We start from the raw sequence: 26,214 nt of genomic DNA on the forward strand, positions 1-26,214 counted from the left end.
ACGTCGGCGTAACGGCATTCGAGCCACGAGTGGCTCGCGGATGAATTCCGGGTGCGCGGGCGCGGGCGTCCTGCCCGAGGTGGGAGCGGCGCTCCCTGATGCCGACCGCCGTTCTGACGTCTTTTCATCGCAGGTACGCTCGCCGCTCTTTGAATGAAAGACAGGGATGACCCCGAATTCGGGGAGGATTTGAACAGACCCCGTCGCGGCCGCCGTACCCATGGGAAAGGTGAGAACCCGGGGGTGCAGCGAGGGATGACCATGGTCAAGGCGCACGTCTTCACGCACGAGCTGGTGGCCGGGAGATACCGGCTCCTCGACGTCGTCTCCCGCGAAACGAACCGCGTCTGCTGGTACGGCGAGGACGTGGAGGCCCAGCGTCCGTGCCTCCTCACCCAGATCGAGTTCCCGGGCGGCGCCGGTGACGTCGGCGCCGCCGGCGAGGAGGACGCGCGCCGGACCACCGGTCGTATCCTGCGCATGTCGGAGACACTGGGGCGCGTGTGCCCCGGCCGGGTCGTGCCGGTCGTCGACGCCGTCGAGGAGGCGGGCGCCCTGTGGACCGTCACGGAGTGGGTCGACGGCACGCCGCTCGGTGAACTCCTCGCCCAGCAGGGCACGTTCAACTACGTCCGGGCGGCCCGGATCGGGCTGGAGCTGCTCGACGTGCTGGAGGCCGCGCACGGCGAGGGCATCACGCACGGCGAGCTCAGCCCGGGCCAGGTGTACGTACGTGACCGCGGCCCGGTCATGGTCACCGGCTTCGGGCTGGCGGGCGCGACCCTCGCCCCCCGGGTCACGGCGCCGTCGTACGCCTCACCCGAACAAGCACGCGACGAACGCATCGGTCCCGCGGCCGATCTGTGGGCGCTGGGCGCGATCCTCTACACGATGGTCGAGGGACGTCCGCCGTTCCGGGAGCGGGACCGGCCCGAGGCCACCCTGAAGGGTGTGGACCGGCTGCCGCTGCGCACCCCGCTGCGCGCCGGTCCGCTCGCCCAGGCCGTGCAGGGGCTGCTGCGCAAGGACTCCCGTGAGCGGCTGACCCGCCCGCTGGTCCGCGAGGCCCTCACCCGCGTCCTCACCGTGGATCCCGACACGGTCCTGCCGACCGCGCCCACGCCCCGGCTGCGCCGCGCGTACGCCACCGTCCGCCACGTCGGCCCGGGGTGGAGCGGCCGGACCATGGCCGCCGGGACCGGCCTGGCCGTCGTCACCGTCGCGGTCGCCGTCCTCGCCGCGACCGGCCGGCTGCCCGGCACCGGCAGCTCCGCGGCCGACGCCCGGCCTCACCCCGCCGCGTCCGCGTCCGCCACGGCGCCGGACGGCGCCGGCGGCGAAAGAGCCTCGGGCACGCCGACACCGACACCCACTTCGACGCCGACGCCCACGCCCACGCCGTCCTCCTCGGCGTCCGCCACCGCCCTGCCGGCCGGATACCACGTCTACGACGCGCCGGAGGGCTTCTCCGTCGCCCTCCCCGACGGCTGGGAACGGCTGCACACCTCGCGCGCGTCCGACCTGGCGTACCGCGTCACCTTCGGCGCGCAAGGCGACCCGCGCACGCTCGCGGTGACATACAGCGAGCGCGTCGGCCCGGATCCGGTCGCCGTCTGGCGGGACGACGTCGAGCCCGGCCTGGAGCAGGATGCGGGGTTCCAGCGGATCGGGGAGATCCGCGCCACGACGTACCAGGGTTACAAGGCCGCCGACATGGAGTGGCTCGTCGACGTGGACGGTACCCGGATGCGCACCTTCGGCCGCGGTTTCCTCCTCGGCGGGCACCGCGGTTTCTCGCTGCGCTGGACGACGCCCGCCGCCGACTGGGACAAGGCCGCGAACGAGCAGGCACTCGACATCTTCCTGCGGACGTTCCGACCCGGGTCGGACTGAGCCCGCCGGTGGACGGCTTCCCGCGGACGTCCTGGCCAGGGTCAGGCCGGGCCACGCGGCGCCCGCAAGGAGCACAGCCGCCCGCCGTGCAGTGGTTCCGTGCGCCAGCGTGCCGTGAACGTGCGGTCGTCGAGTGAGCAGGTCAGGACCAGGCGGTGCGGTGTCTCCAGGAACGCCAGGTGCACCTTCAAGGTCCGCGCGTCGGCCCACCCGCCGCTGACGGCGGTGGGCAGCGGCTCCTCGGCGACGTTCCACCCGCCCGATCCGAGCCCGAGTTCGAGTCGCTCGCCGTCCTCGGTGAGCGACAGCGTCCAGCCGCCGGCGCCCGCCGTGACGGCGACGCGGGTCAGACCCGGCTGGGCGGCGCACACACCGCCGGACGGGGTGAACTCGGTGCCGGACCAGGCCTCGGCCCGCTCGGGCGGGGCGTTCTTGCCCGCGGCCGGCGGCAGCGCGAGCCGCCCCAGCCGCTGTGCCAGGGCCGTGTCCGCCTGCTCACGGCCGGGCAGGGGTGCGGGGCGGAAGGCGGGCAGCAGGTGCTCCCAGACCAGGTTGAGCAGCGCCTGCATCTGCTCGGTCGCCGCGGTCGTCGCGATCACGGCGTCGTACTCGGGCAGCACCAGGCAGAACTGGCCGTACGCCCCGTCCCCGCGGTACCCGTGCCGGGACCGCCAGAACTGGAACCCGTAGCCCTGCTCCCAGTCCTGTCGGTCCGCCTCCGCCGTGCCGCCCGCGGTCGGGATGTGCTCCCGCGTGGCCAGCTCGACCCACTCCCGCGACAGCAGCCGCTCGCCCTCCCAGACGCCGCCGCACAGATACAGCTGGCCGAGCCGGGCGATGGTGTCGGTGGTGGCGTGCAGTCCGCTGTAGCCGAGTTCGCGGCCTGCCCGGTCCCGCAGCCACGACGCGGCACCGATGCCCAGCGGGTCCAGCAGCCGGGGCCGCAGGTACTCGGTGAGGGGCTGTCCGGTCACCCGCTGGAGGATCGCGGCCAGCGTGTACGTGGTGGGCTGGTTGTAGGCGAAGACCGTGCCCGGGTCACGGTCCGGTGGCAGCAGCAGGAACCCCCGTACGGGCTCCGCGGAGTCGAGGGCGAGGGACTCGTGGATGGTCTCGGCGACGTGCCCGCTGGACATGGACGCCACGTGTCGCACGCGCATCGCGCGGCTGCGCGGATCCGTGATGTCCGCCTCGAACTCCGGGAAGTACGAGATCACCGGGTCGTCGAGACCGATCAGCCCCTCGGCGACGGCGAACCCGGCGGCCGTCGCGGTGAAGCTCTTGCTGAGCGAGTAGAGGAGATGGGGGCGCTCGGGGGTGTACGGCGCCCACCAGCCGGAGGCGACCAGCCGGCCGTGCCTCATGATCATCAGGCTGTGCGGCTCGATGTCCGGGGCGCCTTCCAGGGCGTCGAGGAAGGCGTGGACGCCGGATGCGTCGACGCCCTGGTCGGCGGGGGTGCTCGTGGGCAGCGGGCGAACGCTCATACCGGCATCCTCTCCCGGTGTCCGGCCCTGTTCGACGGGTTTTCCCACACCGGAGGGGGTCCCGTTTCCTTCCACCTCGGCCGGGGACTCGGCGCACATGGTGCACATCGGATACACGATGATGACCGAGCAGGCCGGCCCCCGTGAGCTGGTGGACCACCTGGTGCGGGCCGAGGAAGCGGGCTTCGACTTCTCCGTGACCTCGGACCACTACTTTCCGTGGCTGCGGGCGCAGGGTCACTCACCGTACGCGTGGAGCGTACTGGGCGCCGCCGCGCAGGCGACCTCGCGCATTCCACTGATGACGTACGTGACCTGTCCGACCTTCCGCTACCACCCGGCGGTGGTGGCGCAGAAGGCGGCGACGATGCAGTTGCTGTCGCAGGGCCGGTTCCGGCTGGGTCTCGGCTCGGGCGAGAACCTCAACGAGCATGTGGTGGGCAGCGGCTGGCCGTCGGTCGACGTGCGGCACGAGATGCTCGAGGAAGCGGTGGAGATCATCCGCGCGCTCTTCAAGGGCGGCCACGTGAACCATCGCGGCACGCACTACGACGTGGAGTCGGCCCGGTTGTGGGACCTGCCCGACCAGCCGCCGCCCCTCGGGATCGCGGTCTCCGGTGAGCAGTCCTGCGCCCTCGCGGGCCGGCTCGCCGACCTGGTGATCGCCACGGAGCCGAAGCAGAGGCTGCTGGACGCCTTCGACCGGCACGGCGGCGAGGGCAAGCCCCGCGTGGGGCAGCTGCCCGTCTGCCACGACACCGACCGGAACACGGCCCTGAAGCGCGCACACACGCAGTTCCGCTGGTTCGGCGGCGGCTGGAAAGTCAACGCCGAGCTGCCGCATCCGGACTCCTTCGAGTCGGCCACCCGGTTCGTGACGCCCGACGACGTGGCCGCCTCGATCCCGTGCGGCGACGACCCCGCGGACTTCGTCGAGGCCGTACGCCCGTACGCGGAGGCCGGGTTCACCGAGATCGCCCTGGTGCAGATCGGGGGCGAGTCGCAGCCGGCCTACCTCGACTGGTCGGAGAAGACGCTGCTGCCCGCGCTGCGCGACTCCTTCGGCTGAGCGCGGGAAAGTATCGTCAATGGGTCGATATAGGCTTGCCTGTCTGCACATGTGCAGCCCGACCAGCCACGCTCCCATGCCAGGAGAGTCACCTGTGACCCTAGCGATCGTCCCGCCCGAGACCTCCCCCGCACCCCTGTCCGACCTCGTCGCGCGGGACGCGCGCGAGTTCGGCGTCTATGCGCGGACCGGCGGCTGGGCCTTCGGCCTGATGGTGGCGCGGAGCGTGCGGCCCGGCGGGCAGAGCGCGGACGAGACACCCAAGGTGTCGGCGAAAGAGTTCGCCGAACTGGCGGGGTGCTCGGCCGAACGGGTCATGCGCTACTACAAGGCCTGGGACCGGGCCGCCGACGACGGCATCGTCCCGCACTTCGAGGCACTGGCACCGGGCCAGGAGGTGGAGCTGCCGGACGCCGACGTGTGGCTGAGCTACTACGTCTCCCGCTCCAGCGCCACGTCCGAGCGCGGCACCGCCATCGCCGAGGCCGCCGAGGCCGAGGGCATCCGCCCGACGAAGGCACTGGAGGTGGCCGAGAACCCCACCGCCCTGCGCGCCGCGATCCTCGCCGACCCCTCCACCGCCCGGGCGGCCCGGCAGGCGCTGCTCGACCGCGTCCGGGAGGACCCGGAGCTCCAGACCGAGCTGGCCCGTGACGTCGTACGCACCGACGACCTCAAGAAGGCGGTGGCCTCCGAGAGCCGGTCGGCCGACCGCATCGGGTACGTGCGCCAGATCGCCGAGTCCGGGCAGATCAAGACGCCGGCCGGGCAGACCGTCGACGCGCCCGTCCAGCTGCGCCAGGAGGCCGAACGGCACCTGTCGCTCATCGACGAGCTGGAGGACGACGAGGGCACCGTCGAGTGGGCGACCGAGGCCTACGACACCATGAAGTCCCTCGTCGTCGAGGCCGTGGAGGCGGACCCCGAACTGCGCGTCCAGGAACGCCGGACGAAGTTCTACAGCAGCCTCCAGAAGGCGACGAAGGTCTTCGAGGAGCTGACCTTCGACGACGCCCAGGAGTTCTACGAGGACGACATGGTCCAGCAGCTCGAAGAGCTCCAGACGGCCATCGGCACGTGCATCGCCGCGCTGCGCGGGTCTCGCGAGAATCACCCGCAGGGCTGAGCATTCCGCGCACGGCGCGGGTACTGGAGGGCTCTGCGTCCGTTCTCCTCGGAAGGCCCTCTTACCCAGGTCCTGGCGGGGGGATGACGAATGCAGGGCCGTGCCGGTACGGCAGCTCGGCCGTACCCCGCCGCTGCGCGACAGCCGCCGGCCGGCGCCGCTGACGGTGTGTGCGGCTCACCGCGCCGCGTCCGAACGGGACGTATGCCGGTGCCGCGCCCACAGCGGGAGTGCGAACCAGCACAGCAGATACCACAGGACGACGGCCGCGACCAGGTAGGGCACGAAGCCGTCGTGGGTCGCCACCCGCAGGATCAGCAACAGCGCTGCGGTCATGGTGGCGAGCAGCAGGATCAGGCCGACGAACGTCAGCCGGGAGGCCCACCGCACCATCTGGGGCTTGATCCGGCGACCGGAGACGAGGCGGTGCAAGGACACCGGCCCGACCAGGGCGCCGGTCGCGGCGGCACCCAGGACGACGGTCACGATGTAGATGACCTGGTCCGCGTGCTCCAGCTCGGCGTACTTCGGAGTGAACACGACGGTGAGCAGGAAGCCGAACAGGATCTGGACGCCCGTCTGGGCCACCCGCACCTCCTGGATCAGATCCCCCCACATGCGGTCCGCCCGCTCCTCCTCGGACTCGTTCCGCCCTGTGCGCCTGTCCGCCCCGCCTCCGCCGACCGTCACGATGCCTCCCTGCGTCAGCCGCAGCCTTTCCCGTCCTACACCGTGTTCCCCGTGGGCGACCCTCGATCGCGGCGGTGACGGTGAGGTGCCCGCCTGTGGCGCGGTGCGTTTGCGCTCCGGTCGAGCGGGGCGGCGGTCGCAGCGGCAGACGTACGGCCCTGTGACCCGGTTGACCGGCGGGCGCATCTGAGCGGCGGCAGCGGAAAGGCGGGGCGTGCCGGCGTCGGCCTTCACACCCCGCCCCAGCTGTCCGCAGCCGCAGGACCACCAGCCTGCGGGACTACCAGCGGCCTTCCACCTGCTCCTTGATCCGGTGGTCGTAGAGGTCCCGGATCGCGGTGAGTGTCGTCTCCGGCAGTTCGGGGAGCTTGGCGGCGGCCGCGTTGGCACGAGCCTGTTCCGGTGAGCGGGCGCCGGGGATCACGGTGGTCACGCCGGGCTGCCGGACGATCCAGCGCAGCGCCAGCTGGGCCGGGGTGTAGCCCTCGGGGGCGAGGGCGGCGAACTCGGCGGCGGCCTCGACGCCCGTCGCGAAGTCGACGCCGGAGAAGGTCTCGCCCTGGTCGAAGGACTCGCCGTGCCGGTTGTAGGTGCGGTGGTCGTTCTCGGGGAAGACCGTGTCCTTGGTGTACTTGCCGGACAGCAGGCCGGAGGCGAGCGGTACGCGGGCGATGATGCCGACGCCCGCCGCACGGGCCGCCGGGAGCACCTCGCGCAGCGGCTTCATACGGAACGGGTTGAGGATGATCTGCACGCTCGCCACGTTCGGCCGGGCGATCGCGGTCAGCGCCTCCTCGCAGGTCTCCACGCTGACGCCGTACGCGGCGATGCGCTCCTCCTCGACCAGCGTGTCGAGGGCGTCGAACACCTCGTCGGAGGAGTAGACGGGCGTCGGCGGACAGTGCAGCTGCACCAGGTCGATGCGGTCGACGCCGAGGTTGCGCCGGGAACGGTCGTTCCAGGCCCGGAAGTTGTCCAGGACGTAGTTCTCGGGGATCTGGTCGACCCGGCGGCCCATCTTGGTGGCGACCAGCACATGCAGGTCCGGCCTGCCGCTCAGGAACGCGGCGATGGTCTGCTCGCTGCGTCCGTCGCCGTAGACGTCCGCGGTGTCGAAGAAGGTCACCCCCGCCTCGGCCGCCGCCTCCAGCACCGCGAGGGCTTCCTTGTCGTCCACGTCGCCCCAGTCGGCGCCCAGCTGCCATGTGCCGAGGCCGACGACGGATGCGTGCTGGCCCGACCTACCGAATTCTCGCTCGTCCATGCCGTCAGTCTGTCATCCGTCACGCCCCGGCGCGGAACGGGTTCCTCCGGCCCCTTACCTGTGAATCTTTCACTCGGAAGAGTGAATCGACTCTACGGGAAAGCGATCTCTGTCAACCCGCCCCTAGCGTGAGCGCGTGACTGATCGTTCAGTAAGCAACTTCCGGTCCGAGGACCCGTTCTGGACCCGTCGAGGGTTCCTGCGCACTGCGGCCGCCCTGGCCGCCGTCCCCGTCCTCGTCGCGGCCGATCCGGCCGTCGCCGCGGCGGAACTGCCCGACTTCCCGGCAGACGTCGACCTTTACCGGACGGCGTATCGGAACTGGGACGGCGAGATCACCGCCGTCGGCTTGTGGGCCTGCGCGCCGACCGGCCCCGATCAGGTGACCGACGTGGTCAACTGGGCCTGGGGGCACGGCTGGACGGCGCGGGCGCGAGGCGCCGCGCACGGCTGGTCCCCGCTGACGATCGCCGAGGGGACGCAGTCCGACGCGCCCGTCCTCCTCGTCGACACCGCCCCGCACCTCACCGGCCTGACCCTCGAATCCGACTCCACCGTGCGCGCGGGCACGGGTGTCACCCTGGAGGCCCTTCTCACCTTCCTGGAGGAGCACGGTCTCGGTCTGACCGCCGCGCCCGCACCCGGTGACCTCACCCTGGGCGGCGCCCTGGCCATCGACGCCCACGGCACCGCCGTACCGGCACAGGGCGAGGAGCGGCTGCCCGGGCACACGTACGGCTCGCTCAGCAATCTGGTGCTGTCCCTGACCGCCGTGGTGTGGGACGAGGACAGCGGCGCCTACGTGTCGCGGACCTTCACCCGCGACGAGGCGGACTGCGCCGCACTCCTCACCCATCTCGGGCGCTCCCTGGTCACCGAGGTGGTGCTGCGGGTGGGCGCGAACTCCAACCTGCGGTGTGTCAGCCGCACGGACATCCCGGCCGCCGAGCTCTTCGCGGCGCCCGGCGAGGACGGGCGGACCCTGGCGAGCTTCCTCGAATCCGCCGGGCGGGTCGAGGCGATCTGGTTCGCCTTCACCGAGTTCCCCTGGCTGAAGGTGTGGAGCGTCGCCCCGACCCGGCCGCTGACCTCGCGCCATGTGACGTCGCCGTACAACTACCCGTTCTCCGACAACCTGCCGACCCTCGTGGCGGACCTCGCCGGGCGGATCCTCTCGGACGCGGCCTGGTACCTGGCGCCGGTGCTCGGCAACGCTCAGCTCGACGCGGCCGCGCTCGGGCTCACGACGACGCTCTCCGCCGACATCTGGGGCCCGTCGAAGAACACGCTGCTCTACATCAAGCCGACGACGCTGCGGGTGCACGCCAACGGCTACGCCGTCCTCACCAGCCGCTCCCAAGTGCAGCAGGTCGTCGCCGAGTTCACCGACTTCTATCGTGAGCGCCTCACCGCGTACGCCGCCCTCGGCCGTTTCCCGGCCAACGGCTCGGTCGAGATCCGGATCACCGGCCTGGACGACCCCGCGGACGCCGAACTGCCGGGCGCCCGTGCGCCACTGCTGTCCGCGCTGCGGCCCGACGACGACCACCCCGAGTGGGACACGGCGGTCTGGCTGGACGTCCTGACCCTGCCGGGCACGCCGTACGCGGACGCCTTCTACCGCGAGCTGGAGGGGTTCCTGCTCACGACCTACGACGGCGGCCACGCCCTCACGCGGGTCGAATGGTCCAAGGGCTGGGGGTACACGACCGAGGCCGCCTGGAGCGACCCGGAGGTCCTGGGGACGAGTGTGCCCGGCTCCTTCGGCGCCGCGTGGGACGAGGCGGCCACCGCCCTCCAACGACTCGACCCGCACCGGGTGTTCACCGGTCCGCTGCACGACCGGCTGTTCCCCGACGGACCTTAGGGCGTGAGGTGGACCTGTACCGTCGGGCCGTAGCGGTCGACGATGGCATCGATCCCGGTGGCCCGCAGTTCGGCGCCCCGGGCGATGCCGAACATCACGCCGAGGCCGAGCAGGGCGGCGAGGGCGAATTCGGCGCGCAGGCCCGCGTCGGGGCCGTCGAGGCGGGCGGCCAGGCGGTCCGTGACCTGGGTGCGGAAGTTGGCGCGCAGGACGTCGCCGTGCTCGCCCTGCAGGGGCGCGAAGGCGATCCGCAGTACAGGGTCGGCGCCGCGCTCGACCTGGCTCTCCAGGACGTGGCGGACCATGTGGCGGCCGAGTCCGGGTACGGGGGCGTCCAGCAGGGCGTCGGTGTCGGTGTCGAAGGACATGACACGGGCGAAGAGGGCGTCCTTGTTGCCGAAGTACTTCAGGATCAGCGGCGGGCTCACGCCGGCGCGTTCGGCGACCGCCTTGAGCGTGATGTCGGCGTGGGCGTGCCGGGCCAGCAGGTGCCGGGCCGCGCGCAGGATGGCCGCCTTGGTGGCCTCGGCGTCCCGGCGGGCAGGGGCGGACAGACCGGAGGGACTGGTGCTCACGGCACTCATACCCCCTTCATAGCGCTGTCCCGCGCGGACCGGGTGCGTCCGCGGGGGCGCCGGATTCCGTCGGACGAGGAGTCGCCGGGGATGGTCAGCGCGACCGCGCTCGCCGCCAGGGCGACCGCGCCGGCGATCACGAACGCCATCAGGTACCCGTGCAGCGTCGGCACCGGAACCCCGCCGACCGGGCTGGTGTGGTGGACCAGCACCGCGGCGACGGCGGCGCTGGAGACGGCCTGGCCGATGGTGCGCATCAGGACGTTGACGCCGTTGGCGGAGGCGGTCTGCTCGGCCGGCACGGCGTGCAGGATCAGGGAGGGCAGCGCGGAGTACGCGAGGGTCGTACCGATCGCCACGACCGTGGCCCCCACGATGATCATCCACAGGTGGTGGCTGTCCGCGATGCGCACCGCATAGCCGGCCGCGATGACAGCGGCCCCGACGGACAGCGTGACGCGCGGTCCGCGGGCCGCGGAGATACGCGCCGAGACCGACGAGAACAACAGCATGGTGATCCCGCCCGGCAGCAGGCACAGTCCGGTCTGGACGATGGTGAGGCCGAGACCGTATCCGGTGGCCTCGGGCGCCTGCACCAGCTGCGCGGTCACCAGGGAGTTGGCGTAGAAGGCGAACCCGGTCAGCAGGGCGGCCACATGGGAGAGTCCGACCTTCGGCCTGGTCACCAGCCGCAGGTCGACCAGGGGTTGCCGGGCGCGCAGTTGCTGCCGCCACCACAGGCCGAGGACCACGGCCGCGGCGAGGAAGATCCCCGTGATCCGCGCGCTGCCCCATCCCCACTGCCCGCCCTGGGACACGCCCAGCAGCAGGCAGATGAGGCCTGCGGCCAGCCCCAGCGCCCCGGTGACGTCGAACCGGCCGGGCGAACGGACCGGCGACTCCGGTACCGCCCACCAGATCAGCGCGACGCCGCTCGCGCCCAGGGCGGCCGTCACCCAGAACATGACGTGCCAGTCGGCGTACTGCACGACCAGGGCCGCGGCCGGCAGCCCGAGGGCGGCGCCGATGCCGACGGTGGAGCTCATCAGCGCCACCGCGGAACCCCGGCGTTCCGGGGGCAGTTCGTCCCGCAGGATGCTGATCGACAGCGGTACGACGGCGGACGCGGCGCCCTGCAGGGCACGTGCGGCGATGAGGATGCGGATGTCGGAGGTCAGGGCACAGGTCACGGAGCCGACGGTCATCAGGCCGAGGGCCGCGAGCAGTACCCGTCGTTTGCCGTACATGTCGCCGGCCCGGCCGAGCACCGGGGTGAGTACGGCACCCGACAGGAGTGTCGCCGTGACCATCCAGGAGACCGCACCCGGCGAGGCGCCCGTCAGCCGGGGCAGGTCCGGCAGCAGCGGCACGACGACGGTCTGCATGACTGCCATGAGGGTTCCGCCGAAGGCCAGCACCGAGACGGTGAACCGTTCCCGCCGGGGCCTGGGCCCGCCGGTCACGGCGGACGGATCGGGTATCGGGGAGGGCGACGCCATGGGAACTCCAGCAGCCGACGCGAAAAAGCCAGGAGGTGAATAGCAATTCACCATAGCGGTGAATCGGAATTCACCCAACAGCGTGTCCGACCTGTGGCGGCTTGTTACGACCGGACAGCCCCGACCACCTGTGCCGTTCGACGAGGTCTGCAAGAGCCGCAGAACACAGGGCCCGCCGGTCCGCCGGTCAGGAGACGGGGGCCGGCGCGGCGCCGTGATACGACCCCGTCCCGCCGGTCAGCCGGCGGCAGCCGTACGGCACTCCGGGTGGCCCCAGCCCTGGTCGTTCTTGGCGATGGGTTCGCCGGCCGCGTACTGGCGTCCACAGACGCAGCGGCCGGGGAACTTCGCCTTGATCGTCCGCGCGGAGCCGCCGCCGCGCGGACCGGACGCCTTGGACGACGGGGCGGACCGGCGGCGCGGCGCACCGGACGACGGGGTGTCGGGCGAGGGCGGCGGCGCCGGCGAACCGAGGTCGCTGCCCGCGGGCTCCTGGACGGACGCGGCCTGGCTGGCGGCGCGGTCGGCGAAGTCGTTGAGCGGGTCGCCGTCCACCTGATGGGCGGGCACGTAGCGGAACTCGACCGAGCGGCCCTCCAGCAGGTCGTCGATGCGTACGACGAGCTCCTGGTTGGCGACGGGCTTGCCGGCGGACGTCTTCCAGCCGTTGCGCTTCCAGCCGGGCAGCCAGGTGGTGACCGCCTTCATCGCGTACTGCGAGTCCATCCGGATCTCGAGCGGCAGACCGGGGTCGGTCGCCGCCAACAGGCGCTCCAGGGCGGTGAGTTCGGCGACGTTGTTGGTCGCCCTGCCCAGCGGCCCGGCTTCCCAGCGGGCGGGGGTCTCCGTCTCGTCGGCGACGACCCAGGCCCAGCCCGCCGGTCCCGGGTTCCCCTTCGATGCCCCGTCGCACGCGGCCACCACACGTTCACGCATGCGCACGATCATGCCACGGTCGGCCGGGACGCTCGGCCACGGGTCAGGGGACGTCCTTGATGTTCGGCATGTCCCCCGACGTCGTGGTGATGTCGATCACCGAGAAGTTCGCGCCCTGCGGGTCGCTGATCGCCGCGAACCGGCCGAACGGGCTGTCCATCGGCCCGAACCGCAGCACGCCGCCGAGCTTGGTCGCCTTCGCGACCGCGTCGTCGCAGTTGGCGACGGTGAAGTAGACGTTGATGTACGACGGCACCTCGGGCGGGAAGTCGTCCGTCATCTTCATCCGGCCGACGACGGTCTGGTCTCCGAGGTTGAACATGCGGAAGTCGATCGCCTCGTCCTGAATCTGCTTCGCCGTGTACGGGAAGACCGCGGGGAAGAACGCGTCCGTCTTCTCGGGATCGCGGGTGAAGACCTCGGCCCAGCAGTAGGCGCCGGGCACGGCCGTCGCCTCGAACCCCTCGTGGGCACCGGCCTGCCACACGCCGAAGACGGCGCCGCTGGGCTCGCGGGCCAGGCACATCGTGCCGAACTCCCCGACCTGCATCGGCTCCATCAGCACCTCGCCGCCGTTCTCCCGGATCTTCGCCGCGGTGGCGGCCGCGTCCGGCGAGGCGAAGTACAGGCACCACTGCGACTGGCCTTCCTGGCCGGGCATGGGCGGTACCACCGCGGCGACCGCCTTGTCGTCCGCGTAGGCCTGGGTGTAATTGCCGTACTCCGACGACGACTCGCCGAAGGTCCAGCCGAGGACGTCGCCGTAGAAAGTCTTGGCTCCCTCGAGGTCACTGAACATCGCGTCGGCCCAGCAAGGGGTTCCCTCAGGTTGTACGGCCATGACTGCGGCCCTCTCGGATCGGTGGGGGTTGTCCGGTTCCTCACGCTAGTCACGGGTCGGTCGCATCGCGCGCCGAATGCGTCTCTCCGTTACAGACTGGAAGGCGGGACACGGACGGACACGGGCGGCTCTGCGGCGGACGGGGCGCGGTATGGCGGACGGGACGATGCGGGCGTGGTCGGTGGTCGCGCCGGGGCCGGTCGCGGAGGGATCTCTCCGGCTCATGGAGAAGCCGGTTCCGGTGCCCGGGGACGACGAGCTGCTGGTGCGGGTGCGGGTCTGCGGAGTGTGCCGGACCGACCTGCACGTCACCGAGGGCGATCTGCCGGAGCACCGGGCGGGGGTGACGCCCGGGCATGAGGTGGTCGGCGAGGTGGCGGGCCTCGGGGCGGCGGTGCGCGGCTTCGTGATGGGCGAGCGGGTGGGGGCGGCGTGGCTGCGCCGTACCGACGGCACCTGCGCGTACTGCGTGCGCGGGGCCGAGAACCTGTGCCCGTCCTCGCGGTACACCGGCTGGGACGCCGACGGCGGTTACGCGGAGTACACGACCGTGCCGGCCGCGTTCGCCCACCGGCTGCCCGGCGACGTCGACGACGTGGCGCTCGCACCACTGCTGTGCGCGGGCATCATCGGCTACCGCGCGCTGCGCCGCGCCGCGCTGCCGCCGGGCGGACGGCTCGGGCTCTACGGCTTCGGCGGCAGCGCCCACCTGTGCGCGCAGGTCGCGCTGGCGGAGGGGGCCACCGTGCACGTGCTGACCCGGGGCGCGGCCGCGCGGCGGCTGGCGCTGGACCTGGGGGCCGCCTCCGCGCGGGACGCCTACGCCATGCCGCCGGAGCCGCTGGACAGCGCCATCCTGTTCGCCCCGGCCGGCGACCTGGTCCCGGTCGCGCTGCGGGCCCTGGACCGGGGCGGCGTGCTGTCGATCGCTGGGATCCATCTGAGCGACGTACCGCCGCTGCGCTACGAGAGCGAGCTGTTCTACGAGAAGGAGGTGCGCAGCGTCACCTCCAACACGCGCGCGGACGCCCGGGAGTTCCTGGCGCTGGCCGCCCGCCACGGCGTACGCGCGACGACGCACACCTATCCCCTGTCGCAGGCGGTGCAGGCGCTGGGGGACCTCGGGGCGGGTCGCTTCGACGGGGCCGCCGTGCTGGTCAACGACCTCTCCTGAGTCCCGTCGCCCACACACCCGTTCCCGCGCACAGAAGCGCACAAGACGCTCCTTTCGCCTCATTCGGAAGGTTTACACCTCCGGGTAACGAAGCCGCCCCCTTCGCGCCGTACCCGGCCGCCGTCACGGCTGTTTGGCTTGTCCCTGCGCACACGATCAACTCGCGTACCACCGACCGTTCCGCTCACCCCTGTTCACCTCCCGGGAGGGAATGTGTCCGTACCGGAAAGCGCCACCGGTCCCGCCACCGACGAACCCGAACCCCAACCCGAATCCTCCGTCGACGGGCAGCTCACCAGCCTCAGCACCCGGGCGGCGCGCCAGCTCGCCACGACCACGAAGTCCGCTCCGCAGATGCAGGCGATCAGCTCGCGCTGGCTGCTGAGGGCGCTGCCGTGGGTGGACGTCAAGGGCGGCACCTACCGGGTCAACCGGCGGCTGACGCTGCGCGTCGGCCGGGGTCGGGTGCAGTTCGAGCAGAACGGCGCCGACGACATCAAGGTCATTCCCGAGACGCTGACCGAACTGCCGCCCCTGCGCGGCTACTCCGACAACGGGGTCCTCAAGGAGATCGCCACGCGCTTCCGCGTCCGGGAGGTGCGGGCCGGCCAGGTCCTCTTCGAGGCCGGGCAGCCCGTCACGGAGACGTACCTGGTCGTCCACGGCCGGTTCACCCGCTACGCGGCCGGCAAGTACGGCGAGGAGGAGGTCATCGGCGTCGTCAGCGGCGGCGACCAGATGGGGGACGAAGGCATCGGTCAGCGCGACCCGCTGTGGCTGAGCTCGGTGCGGGCGGAGACGGCCGGGGTGCTGCTGGCGCTGCCCTGGGACGTCGTCACGGAGTTCACCGGGCGGGTGCCCTCCCTCGCCGCGCACCTGGAGGCGTACGCCGAGCGGCAGAAACTGCCCATGAACCGCAAGGGCGAGGCCGACGTCCCCCTCCAGGCCGGTCACGTCGGCGAGCCGACGCTCAACAGCGGCTTCGTGGACTACGACCTCGCCCCGCGCGAGTACGAGTTGTCGCTCACCCAGACCGTACTGAAGGTCCACACCCGGGTCGCCGACCTCTACAACAACCCGATGAACCAGACCGAGGAACAACTCCGCCTGACCGTCGAGGAGATCCGCGAGCGCCAGGAGTGGGAGCTGGTCAACAACCGGGAGTTCGGGCTGTTGCACAACGCCGACTACGGGCAGCGCATCAGCACCTTCACCGGGCCGCCGACCCCGGACGACATGGACGAGCTGCTGTCCATGCGCCGCAGGACCAAGCTGTTCCTCGCCCATCCGAAGGCGATCGCGGCCTTCTTCCGGCAGTGCAACCGGCGCGGCCTGGTGCCGGGCACCGCGACCGTCGAGGGGCACGAGATCCCGGCCTGGCGGGGCGTCCCGATCTTCCCCTGCAACAAGCTCCCGGTCACCCAGCAGCACACCAGCAGCATCGTGGCGCTGCGCACCGGCGAGTCCGACCAGGGGGTCATCGGCCTGTACCAGACCGGTATCCCCGAGGAGTTCCAGCCGGGGCTGAACGTGCGGTTCATGGGCATCGACACCGCCGCGATCATCCGCTACCTCGTCACCGCCTACTACTCGATGGCCATCCTCGTCCCCGACGCGGTGGGGATCCTGGAGAACGTGCAGATCGGCCGGACGGCCGAGTGACCGCGTGGAGATCGACATGAGCACGCCCCCCACCGCGGCCGCCTCGCTCCCGCTGCCAGGGCCGCCCAACCTCGCCCGCACCCTCACCGCCCGGCGCGGCGGGGCGATCCCGGGCCTCAGGTACCGGCCCGTCGCCCCCGCCGACCCCGAGAAGGCCGCGGAGATCGACCGCAGGCTGGAGGAGTGGGCGCGCGGACTCGACCTGTTCCCGGAGGCCTGGAACGGGGACTTCGCGGGATTCCAGTTCGGGCGGGCCGTGGTACTCCAGCACCCGGAGGCGGCCGACCTGGAACGCCTCACGGCCGCGGGCAAGCTGCTGCTGGCCGAGAACATCGTCGACAACTGTTACTGCGAGGAGGACGAGGACAAGGGCGGATCGCGGCGCGGCCTGGGGGGCCGGCTGATCATGGCCCAGTCGGCGCTGGACCCGTACCACGGCACGCCCGAGCTCCAGGAGCAGTGGCTGCTCGGGATGCAGGCCGACGGACCGCTGCGTTCGTACCACTGGGCCCTCAAGGACTACGCCGCCCTCGCCACCCCCAGCCAGACGGACCGCTTCGTACACGACATCGCCCGACTTCACCTGGGCTATCTCGCCGAGGCGGCCTGGGGCGAGACCCGGTATGTGCCGCGGGTGTGGGAGTACCTGGTGATGCGGCAGTTCAACAACTTCCGCCCCTGCCTGTCGATCGTCGACGCGGTGGACGGCTACGAGCTGCCGGAACCGGTCTACGCCCGCCCCGAGATCCAGCGCATCACCGTGCTCGCGAGCAACGCCACCACGATCGTCAACGACCTGTACTCCTTCACGAAGGAACTGACCGACCCCACCCACCTCAACCTGCCGCAGGTCATCGCCGCCAACGAGCGGTGCGGGCTGAAGGCCGCCTATCTGAAGGCCGTCGAGATCCACAACGAGATCATGGAGGCGTTCGAGGCGGAGTCCGCCCTGCTGTCCGCGACCTCGCCCCTCGTCGAGCGGTACGCCCGGGGCCTCTCGGACTGGGTGGCCGGCAACCACGAGTGGCACGCGACCAACACCCACCGCTACCACCTGCCCAACTACTGGTAATGCCCGCATCACTGACATTCCGTCAGACGCACCACGAGGAGTCATAGTTGACCACCGTCCCCGCCGCCGTCACCACGACAGCACCGGTGCCGACCCAGTCCACGTACCAGAACCGCGTCGCGGACTACTGGAACGCCGAGCAGAACCCGGTCAACCTCGAACTCGGAAGGCTCGACGACCTCTACCACCACCACTACGGCGTCGGAGCCGTCGACTGGACCGTGCTCGACGAGCCCGATCCCCTCAGGCGCCAGGAGCGGATCACCGCCGAACTGCACCGCCTGGAACACGCCCAGGCCGAGGTCCTCGCCGGCCGCCTCGGCTCCCTCTCCCCCGCCGACCGCGTCTTCGACGCCGGCTGCGGCCGCGGCGGCGGCAGCGTGGTGGCTCATCTGCGCTACGGCTGCCACGCGGACGGCGTGACGATCTCCGCCAAGCAGGCCGACTTCGCCAACGAGCAGGCGCGCAAGCGGGGCATCGACGACAAGGTGCGCTACCACCACCGCAACATGCTCGACACCGGGCTGGAGTCCGGCGCCTACGCCGCGTCGTGGAACAACGAGTCCACCATGTACGTCGAACTGGACCTGCTCTTCGCCGAGCACGCCCGGCTGCTGCGCCGCGGCGGACGCTATGTGGTGATCACCGGCTGCTACAACGACACCTACGGGCAGGCCTCCCGCGAGGTGTCCCTCATCAACGCGCACTACATCTGCGACATCCATCCGCGCTCGGCGTACTTCCGGGCCATGGCCCGCAACCGGCTCGTGCCCGTCCATGTGGAGGACCTGACCGAGGCGACGATCCCGTACTGGGAACTGCGTCAACAGGCCGACCACCTGGTCACGGGCATCGAGGAAACGTTCCTGACCGCGTACCGCAACGGCAGCTTCCAGTACCTGATGATCGTGGCCGACCGCGTCTGAGCCGCGGCCCCGCCCGGCCCCGGGTACCACCCGGGGCCTGTGCGCGTCGCCCGGGAGATCACCTGGGTGATCGGCCGACAGGTGTGACGCACGGTCAAAACCGTTCGACCGCCGGGTCGTTCATGAGCTGGAATGGGGTCCATGTGTGCCCTGAAGATGCGCCCGGACGAGGTGGACCTCGACGCGTCCCTGGTCGGCCGGCTGGTCTCCGAGCAGTTCCCGCAGTGGGCCGGTGAGCCCGTCGAGCGGCTGGAGTCGTCCGGGACCGAGAACGCCATGTTCCGGCTCGGCACCGGCCTGGTCGTACGACTGCCCCGGCATCCGGGCGCGGTCGCGGACGTGGAGCACGAGCAGCGCTGGCTGCCCTGGCTGGCGCCACGGCTGCCCTGCGCCGTGCCCGAGGCGCTGGGGCGGGGCGGGCCGGGCACGGGGTTCTCGTGGCCCTGGTCCGTCTACCGCTGGCTGGACGGGCGCAATCCCGTCGCCGGCGCCGTCGAGGAGCCGAAGCTGCTCGCCGAGGACCTGGCGGAGTTCGTCGGCGCGCTGCGCCGGATCGACCCGCAGGACGGGCCGCCGAACCATCGGGGCGTACCCCTGGCGACCCGGGACGCGGACACCCGCTCGGCCATCGCACAGCTCGAGGGCAGGATCGACACCGGGGCGGTGACGGCCCTGTGGGAGCAGGCCCTGCGGGCACCGGAGCGGCAGGCGCCGTCTGTCTGGGCGCACGGTGACCTGTCGCCGGGGAACGTCCTGGTCTCGGGCGGGCGGCTCGAAGCGGTGATCGACTTCGGCACTGTGGGCGTGGGCGATCCCGCCGTCGACCTGATCGTGGCCTGGAACCTGCTGCCCGAGCCGGCCCGCGGCACCTTCCGGGACGCCGTGGGCGCCGACGACGCCGAGTGGGCGCGCGGTCGCGGCTGGGCGCTGTCGATCTCGCTGATCCAGTTGCCGTACTACTGGGAGACCAATCCGGCGCTGGCGGAGAACTCACGGCATGTGATCGGGGAGATCCTGGCCGAGGCCGGGTAGCGGCGGGCGGGCCGCCCGGGATCGAGCGGCCGGCCGTCTCCGTGACGCGTCACTCGCCCGCGTACGCCTGCTCCAGGGCGGCGATGTCGAGCTTGCCCATGGAGTACATCGCCTTGGTCGTACGGGCCGCCGTCTGCGGGTCGGCGTCGCTGATCATGTCGATCAGCTTGTCCGGGACGACCTGCCAGGACAGGCCGTACTTGTCCTTGAGCCAGCCGCAGGGACCGGGCTCCCCGCCGTTCTCGGTGAGCTTGGTCCAGTAGTAGTCGATCTCCTCCTGGTTCTCGCAGAAGATCTGGAAGGAGACCGCCTCGCTGAACTTGAACTGCGGGCCGCCGTTGATCCCGACGAACTTCTGGCCGTTGGCCGTGAACTCCACCGCCACCACGGAGCCGGCCGTGCCGGGTCCGGCCTCGTTGTAGCGGCCGATCCGGCCGATGCTGGAGTTCTTGAAGACCGACACGTAGTAGTGGGCGGCCTCCTCCGCCTGGCCGTCGAACCAGAGACACGTGGTGAATCCGTCGGTGGTCATGAGCACCTCCTGGGGCGTGGAACGCGGTCAACAGTGTCGACCGGTGCCGGCCGCGAAACTCATCGGCCCGGCGGTCGGTCAATCCGGATGGCCGCGTCACCGACCGGAACCAAGCAGCCTTGTCGAAGTCCGGTGCGGTATCGCGCCCCGTAAGGGGCGCGGGGCTGTGTCGATATGCGGCTCCGCCGCGTGGGCGCGACCAGCCCCCACCGGCCCGCGGGTTCGTCATCGCTTCCAGCGGAGCGCTTAGCATCGCGACCATGACCTCTTCGACGGCCGACGGCATCCTGCCCTTCCGCCTCGCGATCCCCCAGAGCGACCTCGACGACCTGCACGACCGTCTCGACCGCACCCGCTGGCCGGACGCGCTGCCGGGCGTGGGCTGGTCGTACGGCGTACCGAGGGACTATCTGCGGGAGTTCGTACGGTACTGGCGGCACGAGTACGACTGGCGTGCGGCCGAGGCCCGGCTCAACGAGTGGCCTCAGTTCACGACCACCATCGACGGCGCGAACATCCACTTCGCGCACATCCGGTCCCCCGAACCGGGCGCCACCCCGCTGATCATCACGCATGGCTGGCCGGGCTCGATCGTCGAATTCCTCGACGTCGTCGGACCGTTGACCGACCCGGCCGCGCACGGCGGGGATCCGGCCGACGCGTTCCACGTCGTGGTCCCGGGCATTCCCGGTTTCGGACTGTCCGGGCCCACCGAGGAGACGGGCTGGGAGGCACGCCGGATCGCCGACGCGTGGGTCGAACTGATGGCACGGCTGGGCTACGAGCGGTTCGGTGCGCAGGGCGGCGACTGGGGCGCGGCGATCTCCCGCGAGCTGGGCCGCGCCCACCCCGACCGGGTCATCGGCGTGCACCTCAACCTGCTGCCGGGCGCACAGGCGACCCGGGAGCCCACCCAGGAGGAACTGGACGGCCTGAGCTCCGAGGAACGGGAACGCGCACTCACCTCGTGGCGGCGGTGGAGCGCGTGGTCGCGCGAGGGGACGGGGTACGCCGTTCTGCAGTCCACCCGGCCACAGACCCTGGCGTACGCGCTGACGGACTCGCCCGTCGGTCAACTCGCCTGGATCATCGAGAAGTTCCGGGAATGGACCGATTCGGAGGAACTACCCGAGGAGGCCGTCGACCGGGACCGCCTCCTGACGAACGTGATGCTCTACTGGCTGACCGGGACCGCCGGTTCGTCCGCCCGGATCTACTACGAGCGGGCACACACGACCGGGCGGATCGCAGCGCCGCAGGAGCCGTCGACCGCTCCGACCGCGCTCGCGCTCTTCCCGGCGGAGCCGCAGGTCCCGCTTCGGCACAAGGCGGAGCGCTCCGAGAACATCGTGCGGTGGACGGAGTTCGACCGGGGCGGGCACTTCGCGGCGATGGAGGAGCCGGACCTGCTGGTCGGGGACGTACGGGCGTTCTTCCGGGAGTTGCGGGAGAAGGGTGTGCGCTGACGCTCTGCCCGCAGCGAATCTGCTGCGGGCCTAGAAATCCCCCGCAGCCCCGGTTCCCGGCTGAGAGTGGAGAGCGCGGCGACACCGGCCGCGCACGACACACGACGACTAGGAGCGCCGATGTCTCCACTCACCGCAGGGCCATGGCCGGCCCTGCTGCCCCGCGCCGAGGAGGGCGACACCCTTCCGACCCGGTTCGACGACCACCTGGCCGCGCAGCTGCTCGCGCAGCGGATCGTGCTCCTGGGCACCCAGGTCGACGAGGTCTCCGCGAACCGGGTCTGCGCCCAGCTGCTGATCCTGTCGGCGGAGGACCCGCGCACCGACATCAGCCTGTACATCAACAGCCCCGGCGGGTCCGTGCACGCAGGTCTCGCCATCTACGACACGATGCGGCTGATCCCGAACGACGTCTCCACGCTCGCGATGGGATTCGCGGCCAGCATGGGGCAGTTCCTGCTGAGCGTCGGCGCGCGCGGCAAGCGCTACGCGCTGCCCCACGCGCGGATCATGATGCACCAGCCGTCGGCCGGGATCGGCGGCACCACCGCGGACATCGAGATCCAGGCGGAGAACCTGGACTTCACCAAGCGGACCATCGAGCGCATCACCGCCGAGCACACCGGCCAGAGCCAGGAGACCGTCTCCCGGGACGGCGACCGCGACCGCTGGTTCACGGCCGAGGAGGCCAAGGAGTACGGCATGGTGGACGGGGTCGTGGAGTCCCTCGCGGACGTACGCCCGGCCGCCTCCCGGCGACGGATGGGGCTGTGACATGGGGACGTACACGATTCCGAACGTCGTCGAGCGGACCCCGCAGGGCGAGCGGTCGTACGACGTGTTCAGTCGGCTGCTGTCGGAGCGGATCATCTTCCTCGGCACGGAGATCGACGACGGTGTCGCCAACGTCGTCATCGCCCAACTCCTCCATTTGGAGTCGTCGGCCCCGGAGAACGAGATCGCGATCTACATCAACTCGCCCGGCGGATCGTTCACTTCGCTGATGGCGATCTACGACACGATGACGTACGTGCAGGCGCCGATCTCTACGTTCTGTGTCGGGCAGGCGGCTTCCACGGCGGCCGTGCTGCTGGCCGGCGGGGATCCGGGGCGGCGGTTCGTCCTGGAGCACGCGCGCGTGCTGCTCGGGCAGCCCGCCAGCGGCGGCCGGCAGGGCATGGTCTCCGATCTCGCGCTCCAGGCCAAGGAGATGGTCCGGATCCGCTCCCAGGTGGAAGAGGTGCTGTCCCGGCACACGCACCACGACATCGCGACGCTGCGCGCGGACATGGACCGGGACAAGGTGTTCACCGCGCAGGAGGCGGTCGCGTACGGACTCGCCGACGAGGTGGTGAGCCGGCGCCTCGTGCCCTGACAGCGAGCGTCAGGCCACCAGGCAGAGCCCGTTGTACGGCGACGTGGTCGTCGTACGGCTCCTGCCGGGCTGCCGGGCGAGCTCCCGGTGTGCCAGCGACAGCAGGTCGCCGAGGCCGAGCCCGAGGGCGTGGGCGGCGGCCGCGAGGACCTCCGAGGAGGCCTCCTTGCGGCCGCGCTCCACCTCCGACAGATACGGCATGGAGATGCGGGCCTCGTCGGCGACGTCCTTGAGGGTGCGTTCCTGCGCGAGGCGTTCGCGGCGCAGGACGTCGCCGATCAGGTCGCGCCAGAGGGGTTCCTTGGCGGCGGGCGGCTGGGCGGCCGGGCGTTCGGACAAGGGGCGGGCGGTCCCCGGGCGCGCGGCCGGCGGGCGCAAGGGGATGACGCGGGCTTCGTTCGGCGCTTGGTTGCTCACCTTCCCCAGCCTAGGAGCGCGCGTGGCGACGGGAAGGGTCCGGCGTTCCGCCCTCGGTGGAATCGGGCGAAACGCCCGCACGTCAGGGGCCGAGGGGCTGTAGGCCATCTATCCCAACCCGGCCGCCACGCAGTACCTTTCGGTCTGACCTTTAGCAGGTTCAACGAAGACGCCATGCCGTCGCGGAGGTGCCCGCACCGTGGATTTCCAGCTCACCGAGGACCAGGAAACGATCCGCAAGACCGTCGCGGGGCTGCTCCGCGACTTCGACGACGACTACTGGATGCGCAAGGACCGGGACCACGCGTTCCCGGAGGAGTTCTACGCCGTCATCGCCAAGGGCGGTTGGCTGGGGCTGACGATCCCCGAGGAGTACGGAGGCCACGGACTAGGGATCACCGAGGCCACACTGCTGCTCGAAGAGGTCGCCCGGTCGGGCGGCGGCATGAACGCCGCGAGCGCGATCCACCTCAGCATCTTCGGCATGCACCCCGTCGTGGTACATGGCTCCGAGGAGCTCAAGCGGCGCACACTGCCGCGCATCGCGACCGGCGATCTGCACGTCTGCTTCGGCGTGACCGAACCGGGCGCCGGTCTCGACACGACCCGTATCACCACGTTCGCGCGCCGCGACGGCGACCACTACGTCGTCGACGGGCGCAAGGTGTGGATCTCCAAGGCCGTGGAGTCGGAGAAGATCCTGCTGCTCACCCGGACCACGCGCGTGGACGAGGTGGCGCGCAAGACCGACGGGATGACGCTGTTCCTCACCGATCTCGACCGCGCGCACGTCGACATCCGGCCGATCCCCAAGATGGGGCGCAACGCGGTCACCTCCAACGAGCTGTTCATCGACGGGCTGCGCGTGCCCGTCGCCGATCGCGTCGGCGAGGAGGGCGAGGGGTTCCGGTATCTGCTCGACGGCCTCAACCCGGAGCGGATGCTGATCGCCGCCGAGGCGCTGGGGCTCGGCCGCGTCGCGCTGGAACGTGCCGTGAAGTACGGGAACGAGCGCGAGGTGTTCGGGCGTCCGATCGGGAAGAACCAAGGCCTGCAGTTCCCGCTCGCCGACTCCCTCGCCCGGCTCGACGCCGCCGAGCTGGTCCTGCGCAAGGCGACCTGGCTCTACGACAACGGCAAGCCGTGCGGCCGAGAGGCGAACACCGCCAAGTACCTGTGCGCGGACGCCGGGTTCGACGCCGCCGACCGGGCGCTGCAGACACACGGCGGCATGGGATACGCCGAGGAATACGCCGTCGCGCGATACTTCCGGGAGTCGCGGCTGCTCAAGATCGCACCGATCAGCCAGGAGATGGTCCTGAACTACCTGGGGTCGCACACGCTGGGCCTGCCGAGGAGTTACTGAGTCGACAAGGGCATGCGCCGCGCGGCAGCTGTGGCCTCCGCCGCCGTCGCTCGCGTGCACCCGCCAAGGGCGCGGTGTTGTTCAATGGTCCGACTGTCGCCCCATGCCGTAGTCGCCCGCGTCGAAAGGCACCCCCGTGGTCTCCGAGGACAGCGCCGTGCCTGCCGCCGGGCTGCGATTCACGGCGCTCACCGTGCCGAAGGCCGCCGACGTGCTGGCCGGCGACCTGCGCGAGCGCATTCTGTCCGGCGGGCTCGCCGAGGGTACGGCCCTGCCCCCGGAGCGGCATCTGGCGGAGCAGACCGGACTGAGCCGGGCCACCGTCCGCGAGGCGCTGCGCATCCTGCAGGTGGAGAAGCTGCTGCGGATCCGGCCCGGTCGGGGCGGCGGCGCGTTCGTGCACCGCCCCGACCGGGAGTCGCTCGCCAGTACCGTCCAGTTGGTGATCCGTGGGCAGCGCATCCGGCTCGATGCTCTGCATGAGACAAGGGAAGCCGTGGAGCCCGCGTGCGCCGCTCTCGCCGCCGTGCGCCGCAACAAGGACGATCTGGCTCAACTGGACGCGGCACACGAGGAGTTGGTCGATTCGGGAGCCGCTGGCGACGTGCCACGCTTCCTGAGAGCCAACGTCCGGTGGCACACCGTCGTGGCGCGTGCCTCCGGGAACGAGCTGCTGATCGGATTCATGAGCGCGCTGTCCCGATCGATCTACTCGGCCACGGACATCGAACACTTCCTGGACGACGACATCCGCCAGGTCACCGCCCAGGCCCACGCGAGGGTCGCCCAGGCCATCCGGGAACAGGACGAGGCCGGGGCCAAGCGCCGCATGGAACGCCATGTGTGTGCGTTCGCGCGGGCGGCGGCACGGGTGGACCACCGCGAACGGCTCGAACTGACCGACGGGGAAGGCGAGTAGGCGGACAGTCCATCGGGCGAGAACGCCATTTGCGCAATCGGTAATGCCATTGACACCTGTCCAGGCCGACCTCTAGCGTGAGCGGCGCAGGTCGCGGCCGGGTGCGCTGACCGCGGCGCTCCTCAAACGGTCGACAGGGAGCTGATCCTGATGAGCGACGACGAGGTTCTCCTGTCCCACGACGACGGGCGCGGCGTACGCACCCTCACCCTCAATCGACCGCACCGCAAGAACGCTCTCGACGACGCGTTGTGGCGGGCCCTGAGGGACGCACTCGCTGCGGCCGGCGAGGACCGAGAGGTGCGCGCCCTCGTGATCACGGGCGCGGGCGGCGCGTTCTGCTCCGGGGCCGACATCTCCGGCGGTCCGCGCGCCGAGCACCCGACGTACCGCATGCGCATGCTCAGCGACGTCGCCCTGACGCTGCACGAGTTGCCCGTGCCCACCGTCGCCAAGGTCACCGGAGTCGCGGTCGGCGCGGGCTGGAATCTCGCGCTGGGCTGCGACCTGGTGGTGGCCACCCCAAGCGCCCGCTTCTCTCAGATCTTCACGCGACGCGGCCTCTCCCTCGATCTGGGCGGCTCCTGGCTGCTGCCCAGGCTCGTCGGGCTGCAGCAGGCGAAGCGGCTCGCCCTGCTCGCGGAAACTCTCGACGCCGAGCAGGCCCGCACACTGAACCTCGTCACCTGGGTGGTGCCCGAATCCGAGGTGGACGCCTTCACGGACGGCGTGTGCGACCGGCTCGTCGGCGGCCCTCCCGTGGCCCTGGCGCAGAGCAAGGCGCTGCTCAATGAGGGCGTGGATCGCACGTTGCGGGACGCCCTCGCGAACGAAGCCCGCGCTCAAGGCGTCAATTTCGCCACGCGCGACGCGACGGAGGCTTTCGCGGCCTTCGCACAACGGCGCGATCCCCACTTCACCGGCACGTGGGCCGTGCCCCCGAGCCTTACCGATATGAACGGGAGTGCCCGATCGCCCGGACCGGGTCATGAAGAGCGGCTGCGCCAAGCCGACTGAAACAGGAGA

Annotated in this window: 24 protein-coding genes; 15 read left to right on the plus strand and 9 right to left on the minus strand. The window is 71.2% G+C overall.

Annotated features, from left to right (window positions below; all coding sequences use genetic code 11):
• Positions 1-255 precede the first annotated feature (255 nt).
• The gene (locus ABT114_RS42880) at positions 256-1,893 is read left to right on the plus strand and encodes a serine/threonine protein kinase (RefSeq protein ID WP_351150477.1); all 1,638 of its coding nucleotides are present in this window, start codon (positions 256-258) and stop codon (positions 1,891-1,893) included.
• 41 nt (positions 1,894-1,934) lie between these two features.
• Here ABT114_RS42880 and ABT114_RS42885 read toward each other — a convergent pair whose 3' ends face one another.
• Positions 1,935-3,380: a serine hydrolase domain-containing protein gene (locus tag ABT114_RS42885; protein ID WP_351150480.1), complete on the minus strand. Its 1,446-nt coding sequence runs from the start codon at positions 3,378-3,380 to the stop codon at positions 1,935-1,937.
• Positions 3,381-3,477: 97 nt separating this feature from the next.
• Here ABT114_RS42885 and ABT114_RS42890 point away from each other — a divergent pair, with 97 nt between their 5' ends.
• On the plus strand, positions 3,478-4,449 hold the full coding sequence (locus ABT114_RS42890; protein WP_351150483.1) for an LLM class F420-dependent oxidoreductase: 972 nt from the start codon (positions 3,478-3,480) through the stop codon (positions 4,447-4,449).
• A gap of 76 nt (positions 4,450-4,525) precedes the next feature.
• Positions 4,526-5,575, plus strand: coding sequence for a hypothetical protein (locus tag ABT114_RS42895; protein WP_351150486.1), 1,050 nt, complete (start codon positions 4,526-4,528; stop codon positions 5,573-5,575).
• A 177-nt stretch (positions 5,576-5,752) separates the two neighbouring features.
• Here ABT114_RS42895 and ABT114_RS42900 read toward each other — a convergent pair whose 3' ends face one another.
• Together ABT114_RS42900 and ABT114_RS42905 are read right to left on the minus strand one after the other, a co-directional pair.
• Complete coding sequence (locus ABT114_RS42900; RefSeq protein WP_351150592.1) at positions 5,753-6,193, minus strand: DUF6328 family protein; 441 nt, start codon at positions 6,191-6,193, stop codon at positions 5,753-5,755.
• A gap of 352 nt (positions 6,194-6,545) precedes the next feature.
• Entirely contained in the window at positions 6,546-7,529 is a 984-nt protein-coding gene (locus tag ABT114_RS42905) for an aldo/keto reductase (protein WP_351150489.1), read from the minus strand.
• Between the two features lie 136 nt (positions 7,530-7,665).
• Here ABT114_RS42905 and ABT114_RS42910 point away from each other — a divergent pair, with 136 nt between their 5' ends.
• A complete protein-coding gene (locus ABT114_RS42910) occupies positions 7,666-9,396 on the plus strand; it encodes a cholesterol oxidase substrate-binding domain-containing protein (RefSeq protein WP_351150492.1) in 1,731 nt (576 codons plus the stop codon).
• On the opposite strand, the gene ABT114_RS42915 is transcribed toward ABT114_RS42910, so the two are convergent.
• From ABT114_RS42915 to ABT114_RS42930, 4 genes are all read right to left on the minus strand, one after another.
• A complete protein-coding gene (locus ABT114_RS42915) occupies positions 9,393-9,980 on the minus strand; it encodes a TetR/AcrR family transcriptional regulator (RefSeq protein WP_351150495.1) in 588 nt (195 codons plus the stop codon). The two genes, ABT114_RS42910 and ABT114_RS42915, sit on opposite strands and share 4 nt — an antisense overlap.
• Positions 9,977-11,470 carry an MFS transporter gene (locus tag ABT114_RS42920; RefSeq protein WP_351150498.1) on the minus strand — a complete coding sequence of 498 codons (1,494 nt, stop codon included), beginning with the start codon at positions 11,468-11,470 and terminating at the stop codon, positions 9,977-9,979. The genes ABT114_RS42915 and ABT114_RS42920 overlap by 4 nt, the downstream gene beginning before the upstream one ends.
• Positions 11,471-11,707: 237 nt before the next feature.
• Positions 11,708-12,418, minus strand: coding sequence for a ribonuclease H family protein (locus ABT114_RS42925; protein ID WP_351150500.1), 711 nt, complete (start codon positions 12,416-12,418; stop codon positions 11,708-11,710).
• Between the two features lie 31 nt (positions 12,419-12,449).
• Positions 12,450-13,247 (minus strand): VOC family protein, encoded by a 798-nt coding sequence (locus ABT114_RS42930; protein WP_351150503.1) that lies wholly within the window; start codon positions 13,245-13,247, stop codon positions 12,450-12,452.
• Positions 13,248-13,413: 166 nt separating this feature from the next.
• On the opposite strand from ABT114_RS42930, the gene ABT114_RS42935 reads away from it, so the two are divergent.
• The 5 genes from ABT114_RS42935 (at position 13,414) to ABT114_RS42955 (ending at position 19,113) form a co-directional block, all read left to right on the plus strand.
• Positions 13,414-14,421 carry a zinc-binding alcohol dehydrogenase family protein gene (locus ABT114_RS42935; RefSeq protein ID WP_351150594.1) on the plus strand — a complete coding sequence of 336 codons (1,008 nt, stop codon included), beginning with the start codon at positions 13,414-13,416 and terminating at the stop codon, positions 14,419-14,421.
• A gap of 213 nt (positions 14,422-14,634) precedes the next feature.
• On the plus strand, positions 14,635-16,083 hold the full coding sequence (locus ABT114_RS42940; protein ID WP_351150506.1) for a family 2B encapsulin nanocompartment shell protein: 1,449 nt from the start codon (positions 14,635-14,637) through the stop codon (positions 16,081-16,083).
• Between the two features lie 16 nt (positions 16,084-16,099).
• Complete coding sequence (locus ABT114_RS42945) at positions 16,100-17,155, plus strand: family 2 encapsulin nanocompartment cargo protein terpene cyclase (protein ID WP_351150509.1); 1,056 nt, start codon at positions 16,100-16,102, stop codon at positions 17,153-17,155.
• Between the two features lie 47 nt (positions 17,156-17,202).
• Positions 17,203-18,081: a geranyl diphosphate 2-C-methyltransferase gene (locus tag ABT114_RS42950; RefSeq protein ID WP_351150512.1), complete on the plus strand. Its 879-nt coding sequence runs from the start codon at positions 17,203-17,205 to the stop codon at positions 18,079-18,081.
• 141 nt (positions 18,082-18,222) lie between these two features.
• On the plus strand, positions 18,223-19,113 hold the full coding sequence (locus ABT114_RS42955) for an aminoglycoside phosphotransferase family protein (RefSeq protein ID WP_351150515.1): 891 nt from the start codon (positions 18,223-18,225) through the stop codon (positions 19,111-19,113).
• Positions 19,114-19,162: 49 nt separating this feature from the next.
• Here ABT114_RS42955 and ABT114_RS42960 read toward each other — a convergent pair whose 3' ends face one another.
• Positions 19,163-19,645, minus strand: coding sequence for a VOC family protein (locus tag ABT114_RS42960; protein ID WP_351150518.1), 483 nt, complete (start codon positions 19,643-19,645; stop codon positions 19,163-19,165).
• Between the two features lie 260 nt (positions 19,646-19,905).
• On the opposite strand from ABT114_RS42960, the gene ABT114_RS42965 reads away from it, so the two are divergent.
• The 3 genes from ABT114_RS42965 to ABT114_RS42975 all read left to right on the plus strand — a co-directional run bounded on the left by ABT114_RS42965 (position 19,906) and on the right by ABT114_RS42975 (position 22,486).
• The gene (locus tag ABT114_RS42965; protein ID WP_351150521.1) at positions 19,906-21,111 is read left to right on the plus strand and encodes an epoxide hydrolase family protein; all 1,206 of its coding nucleotides are present in this window, start codon (positions 19,906-19,908) and stop codon (positions 21,109-21,111) included.
• Positions 21,112-21,231: 120 nt separating this feature from the next.
• Positions 21,232-21,885, plus strand: coding sequence for an ATP-dependent Clp protease proteolytic subunit (locus tag ABT114_RS42970; RefSeq protein WP_351150524.1), 654 nt, complete (start codon positions 21,232-21,234; stop codon positions 21,883-21,885).
• A 1-nt stretch (position 21,886) separates the two neighbouring features.
• A complete protein-coding gene (locus ABT114_RS42975; RefSeq protein WP_351150526.1) occupies positions 21,887-22,486 on the plus strand; it encodes a ClpP family protease in 600 nt (199 codons plus the stop codon).
• A 9-nt stretch (positions 22,487-22,495) separates the two neighbouring features.
• Here ABT114_RS42975 and ABT114_RS42980 read toward each other — a convergent pair whose 3' ends face one another.
• Positions 22,496-22,903: a helix-turn-helix domain-containing protein gene (locus ABT114_RS42980; RefSeq protein WP_351150529.1), complete on the minus strand. Its 408-nt coding sequence runs from the start codon at positions 22,901-22,903 to the stop codon at positions 22,496-22,498.
• A 199-nt stretch (positions 22,904-23,102) separates the two neighbouring features.
• On the opposite strand from ABT114_RS42980, the gene ABT114_RS42985 reads away from it, so the two are divergent.
• The 3 genes from ABT114_RS42985 to ABT114_RS42995 all read left to right on the plus strand — a co-directional run bounded on the left by ABT114_RS42985 (position 23,103) and on the right by ABT114_RS42995 (position 26,205).
• Complete coding sequence (locus tag ABT114_RS42985; RefSeq protein ID WP_351150531.1) at positions 23,103-24,269, plus strand: acyl-CoA dehydrogenase family protein; 1,167 nt, start codon at positions 23,103-23,105, stop codon at positions 24,267-24,269.
• 136 nt (positions 24,270-24,405) lie between these two features.
• A complete protein-coding gene (locus ABT114_RS42990) occupies positions 24,406-25,188 on the plus strand; it encodes a FadR/GntR family transcriptional regulator (protein ID WP_351150534.1) in 783 nt (260 codons plus the stop codon).
• A gap of 150 nt (positions 25,189-25,338) precedes the next feature.
• Positions 25,339-26,205 (plus strand): enoyl-CoA hydratase/isomerase family protein, encoded by an 867-nt coding sequence (locus ABT114_RS42995; RefSeq protein WP_351150537.1) that lies wholly within the window; start codon positions 25,339-25,341, stop codon positions 26,203-26,205.
• Positions 26,206-26,214 lie beyond the last annotated feature (9 nt).

Origin of the sequence: Streptomyces sp. NPDC002088 (genome assembly GCF_040296605.1) — a bacterium.
Lineage (GTDB): Bacteria > Actinomycetota > Actinomycetes > Streptomycetales > Streptomycetaceae > Streptomyces.

Excerpts from the sequence above, each read along its gene's own strand:
- ABT114_RS42905 (WP_351150489.1), bottom strand. The coding sequence starts at position 7,529 with ATGGACGAGCGAGAATTCGGTAGGTCGGGCCAGCACGCATCCGTCGTC.
- ABT114_RS42935 (WP_351150594.1), top strand. The coding sequence starts at position 13,414 with ATGCGGGCGTGGTCGGTGGTCGCGCCGGGGCCGGTCGCGGAGGGATCT.
- ABT114_RS42965 (WP_351150521.1), top strand. The coding sequence starts at position 19,906 with ATGACCTCTTCGACGGCCGACGGCATCCTGCCCTTCCGCCTCGCGATC.
- ABT114_RS42895 (WP_351150486.1), top strand. The coding sequence starts at position 4,526 with ATGCCAGGAGAGTCACCTGTGACCCTAGCGATCGTCCCGCCCGAGACC.
- ABT114_RS42885 (WP_351150480.1), bottom strand. The coding sequence starts at position 3,380 with ATGAGCGTTCGCCCGCTGCCCACGAGCACCCCCGCCGACCAGGGCGTC.
- ABT114_RS42955 (WP_351150515.1), top strand. The coding sequence starts at position 18,223 with ATGTGTGCCCTGAAGATGCGCCCGGACGAGGTGGACCTCGACGCGTCC.
- ABT114_RS42975 (WP_351150526.1), top strand. The coding sequence starts at position 21,887 with ATGGGGACGTACACGATTCCGAACGTCGTCGAGCGGACCCCGCAGGGC.
- ABT114_RS42995 (WP_351150537.1), top strand. The coding sequence starts at position 25,339 with ATGAGCGACGACGAGGTTCTCCTGTCCCACGACGACGGGCGCGGCGTA.
- ABT114_RS42970 (WP_351150524.1), top strand. The coding sequence starts at position 21,232 with ATGTCTCCACTCACCGCAGGGCCATGGCCGGCCCTGCTGCCCCGCGCC.
- ABT114_RS42900 (WP_351150592.1), bottom strand. The coding sequence starts at position 6,193 with ATGTGGGGGGATCTGATCCAGGAGGTGCGGGTGGCCCAGACGGGCGTC.
- ABT114_RS42960 (WP_351150518.1), bottom strand. The coding sequence starts at position 19,645 with ATGACCACCGACGGATTCACCACGTGTCTCTGGTTCGACGGCCAGGCG.
- ABT114_RS42920 (WP_351150498.1), bottom strand. The coding sequence starts at position 11,470 with ATGGCGTCGCCCTCCCCGATACCCGATCCGTCCGCCGTGACCGGCGGG.
- ABT114_RS42890 (WP_351150483.1), top strand. The coding sequence starts at position 3,478 with ATGGTGCACATCGGATACACGATGATGACCGAGCAGGCCGGCCCCCGT.
- ABT114_RS42915 (WP_351150495.1), bottom strand. The coding sequence starts at position 9,980 with ATGAGTGCCGTGAGCACCAGTCCCTCCGGTCTGTCCGCCCCTGCCCGC.
- ABT114_RS42930 (WP_351150503.1), bottom strand. The coding sequence starts at position 13,247 with ATGGCCGTACAACCTGAGGGAACCCCTTGCTGGGCCGACGCGATGTTC.
- ABT114_RS42925 (WP_351150500.1), bottom strand. The coding sequence starts at position 12,418 with ATGATCGTGCGCATGCGTGAACGTGTGGTGGCCGCGTGCGACGGGGCA.
- ABT114_RS42945 (WP_351150509.1), top strand. The coding sequence starts at position 16,100 with ATGAGCACGCCCCCCACCGCGGCCGCCTCGCTCCCGCTGCCAGGGCCG.
- ABT114_RS42880 (WP_351150477.1), top strand. The coding sequence starts at position 256 with ATGACCATGGTCAAGGCGCACGTCTTCACGCACGAGCTGGTGGCCGGG.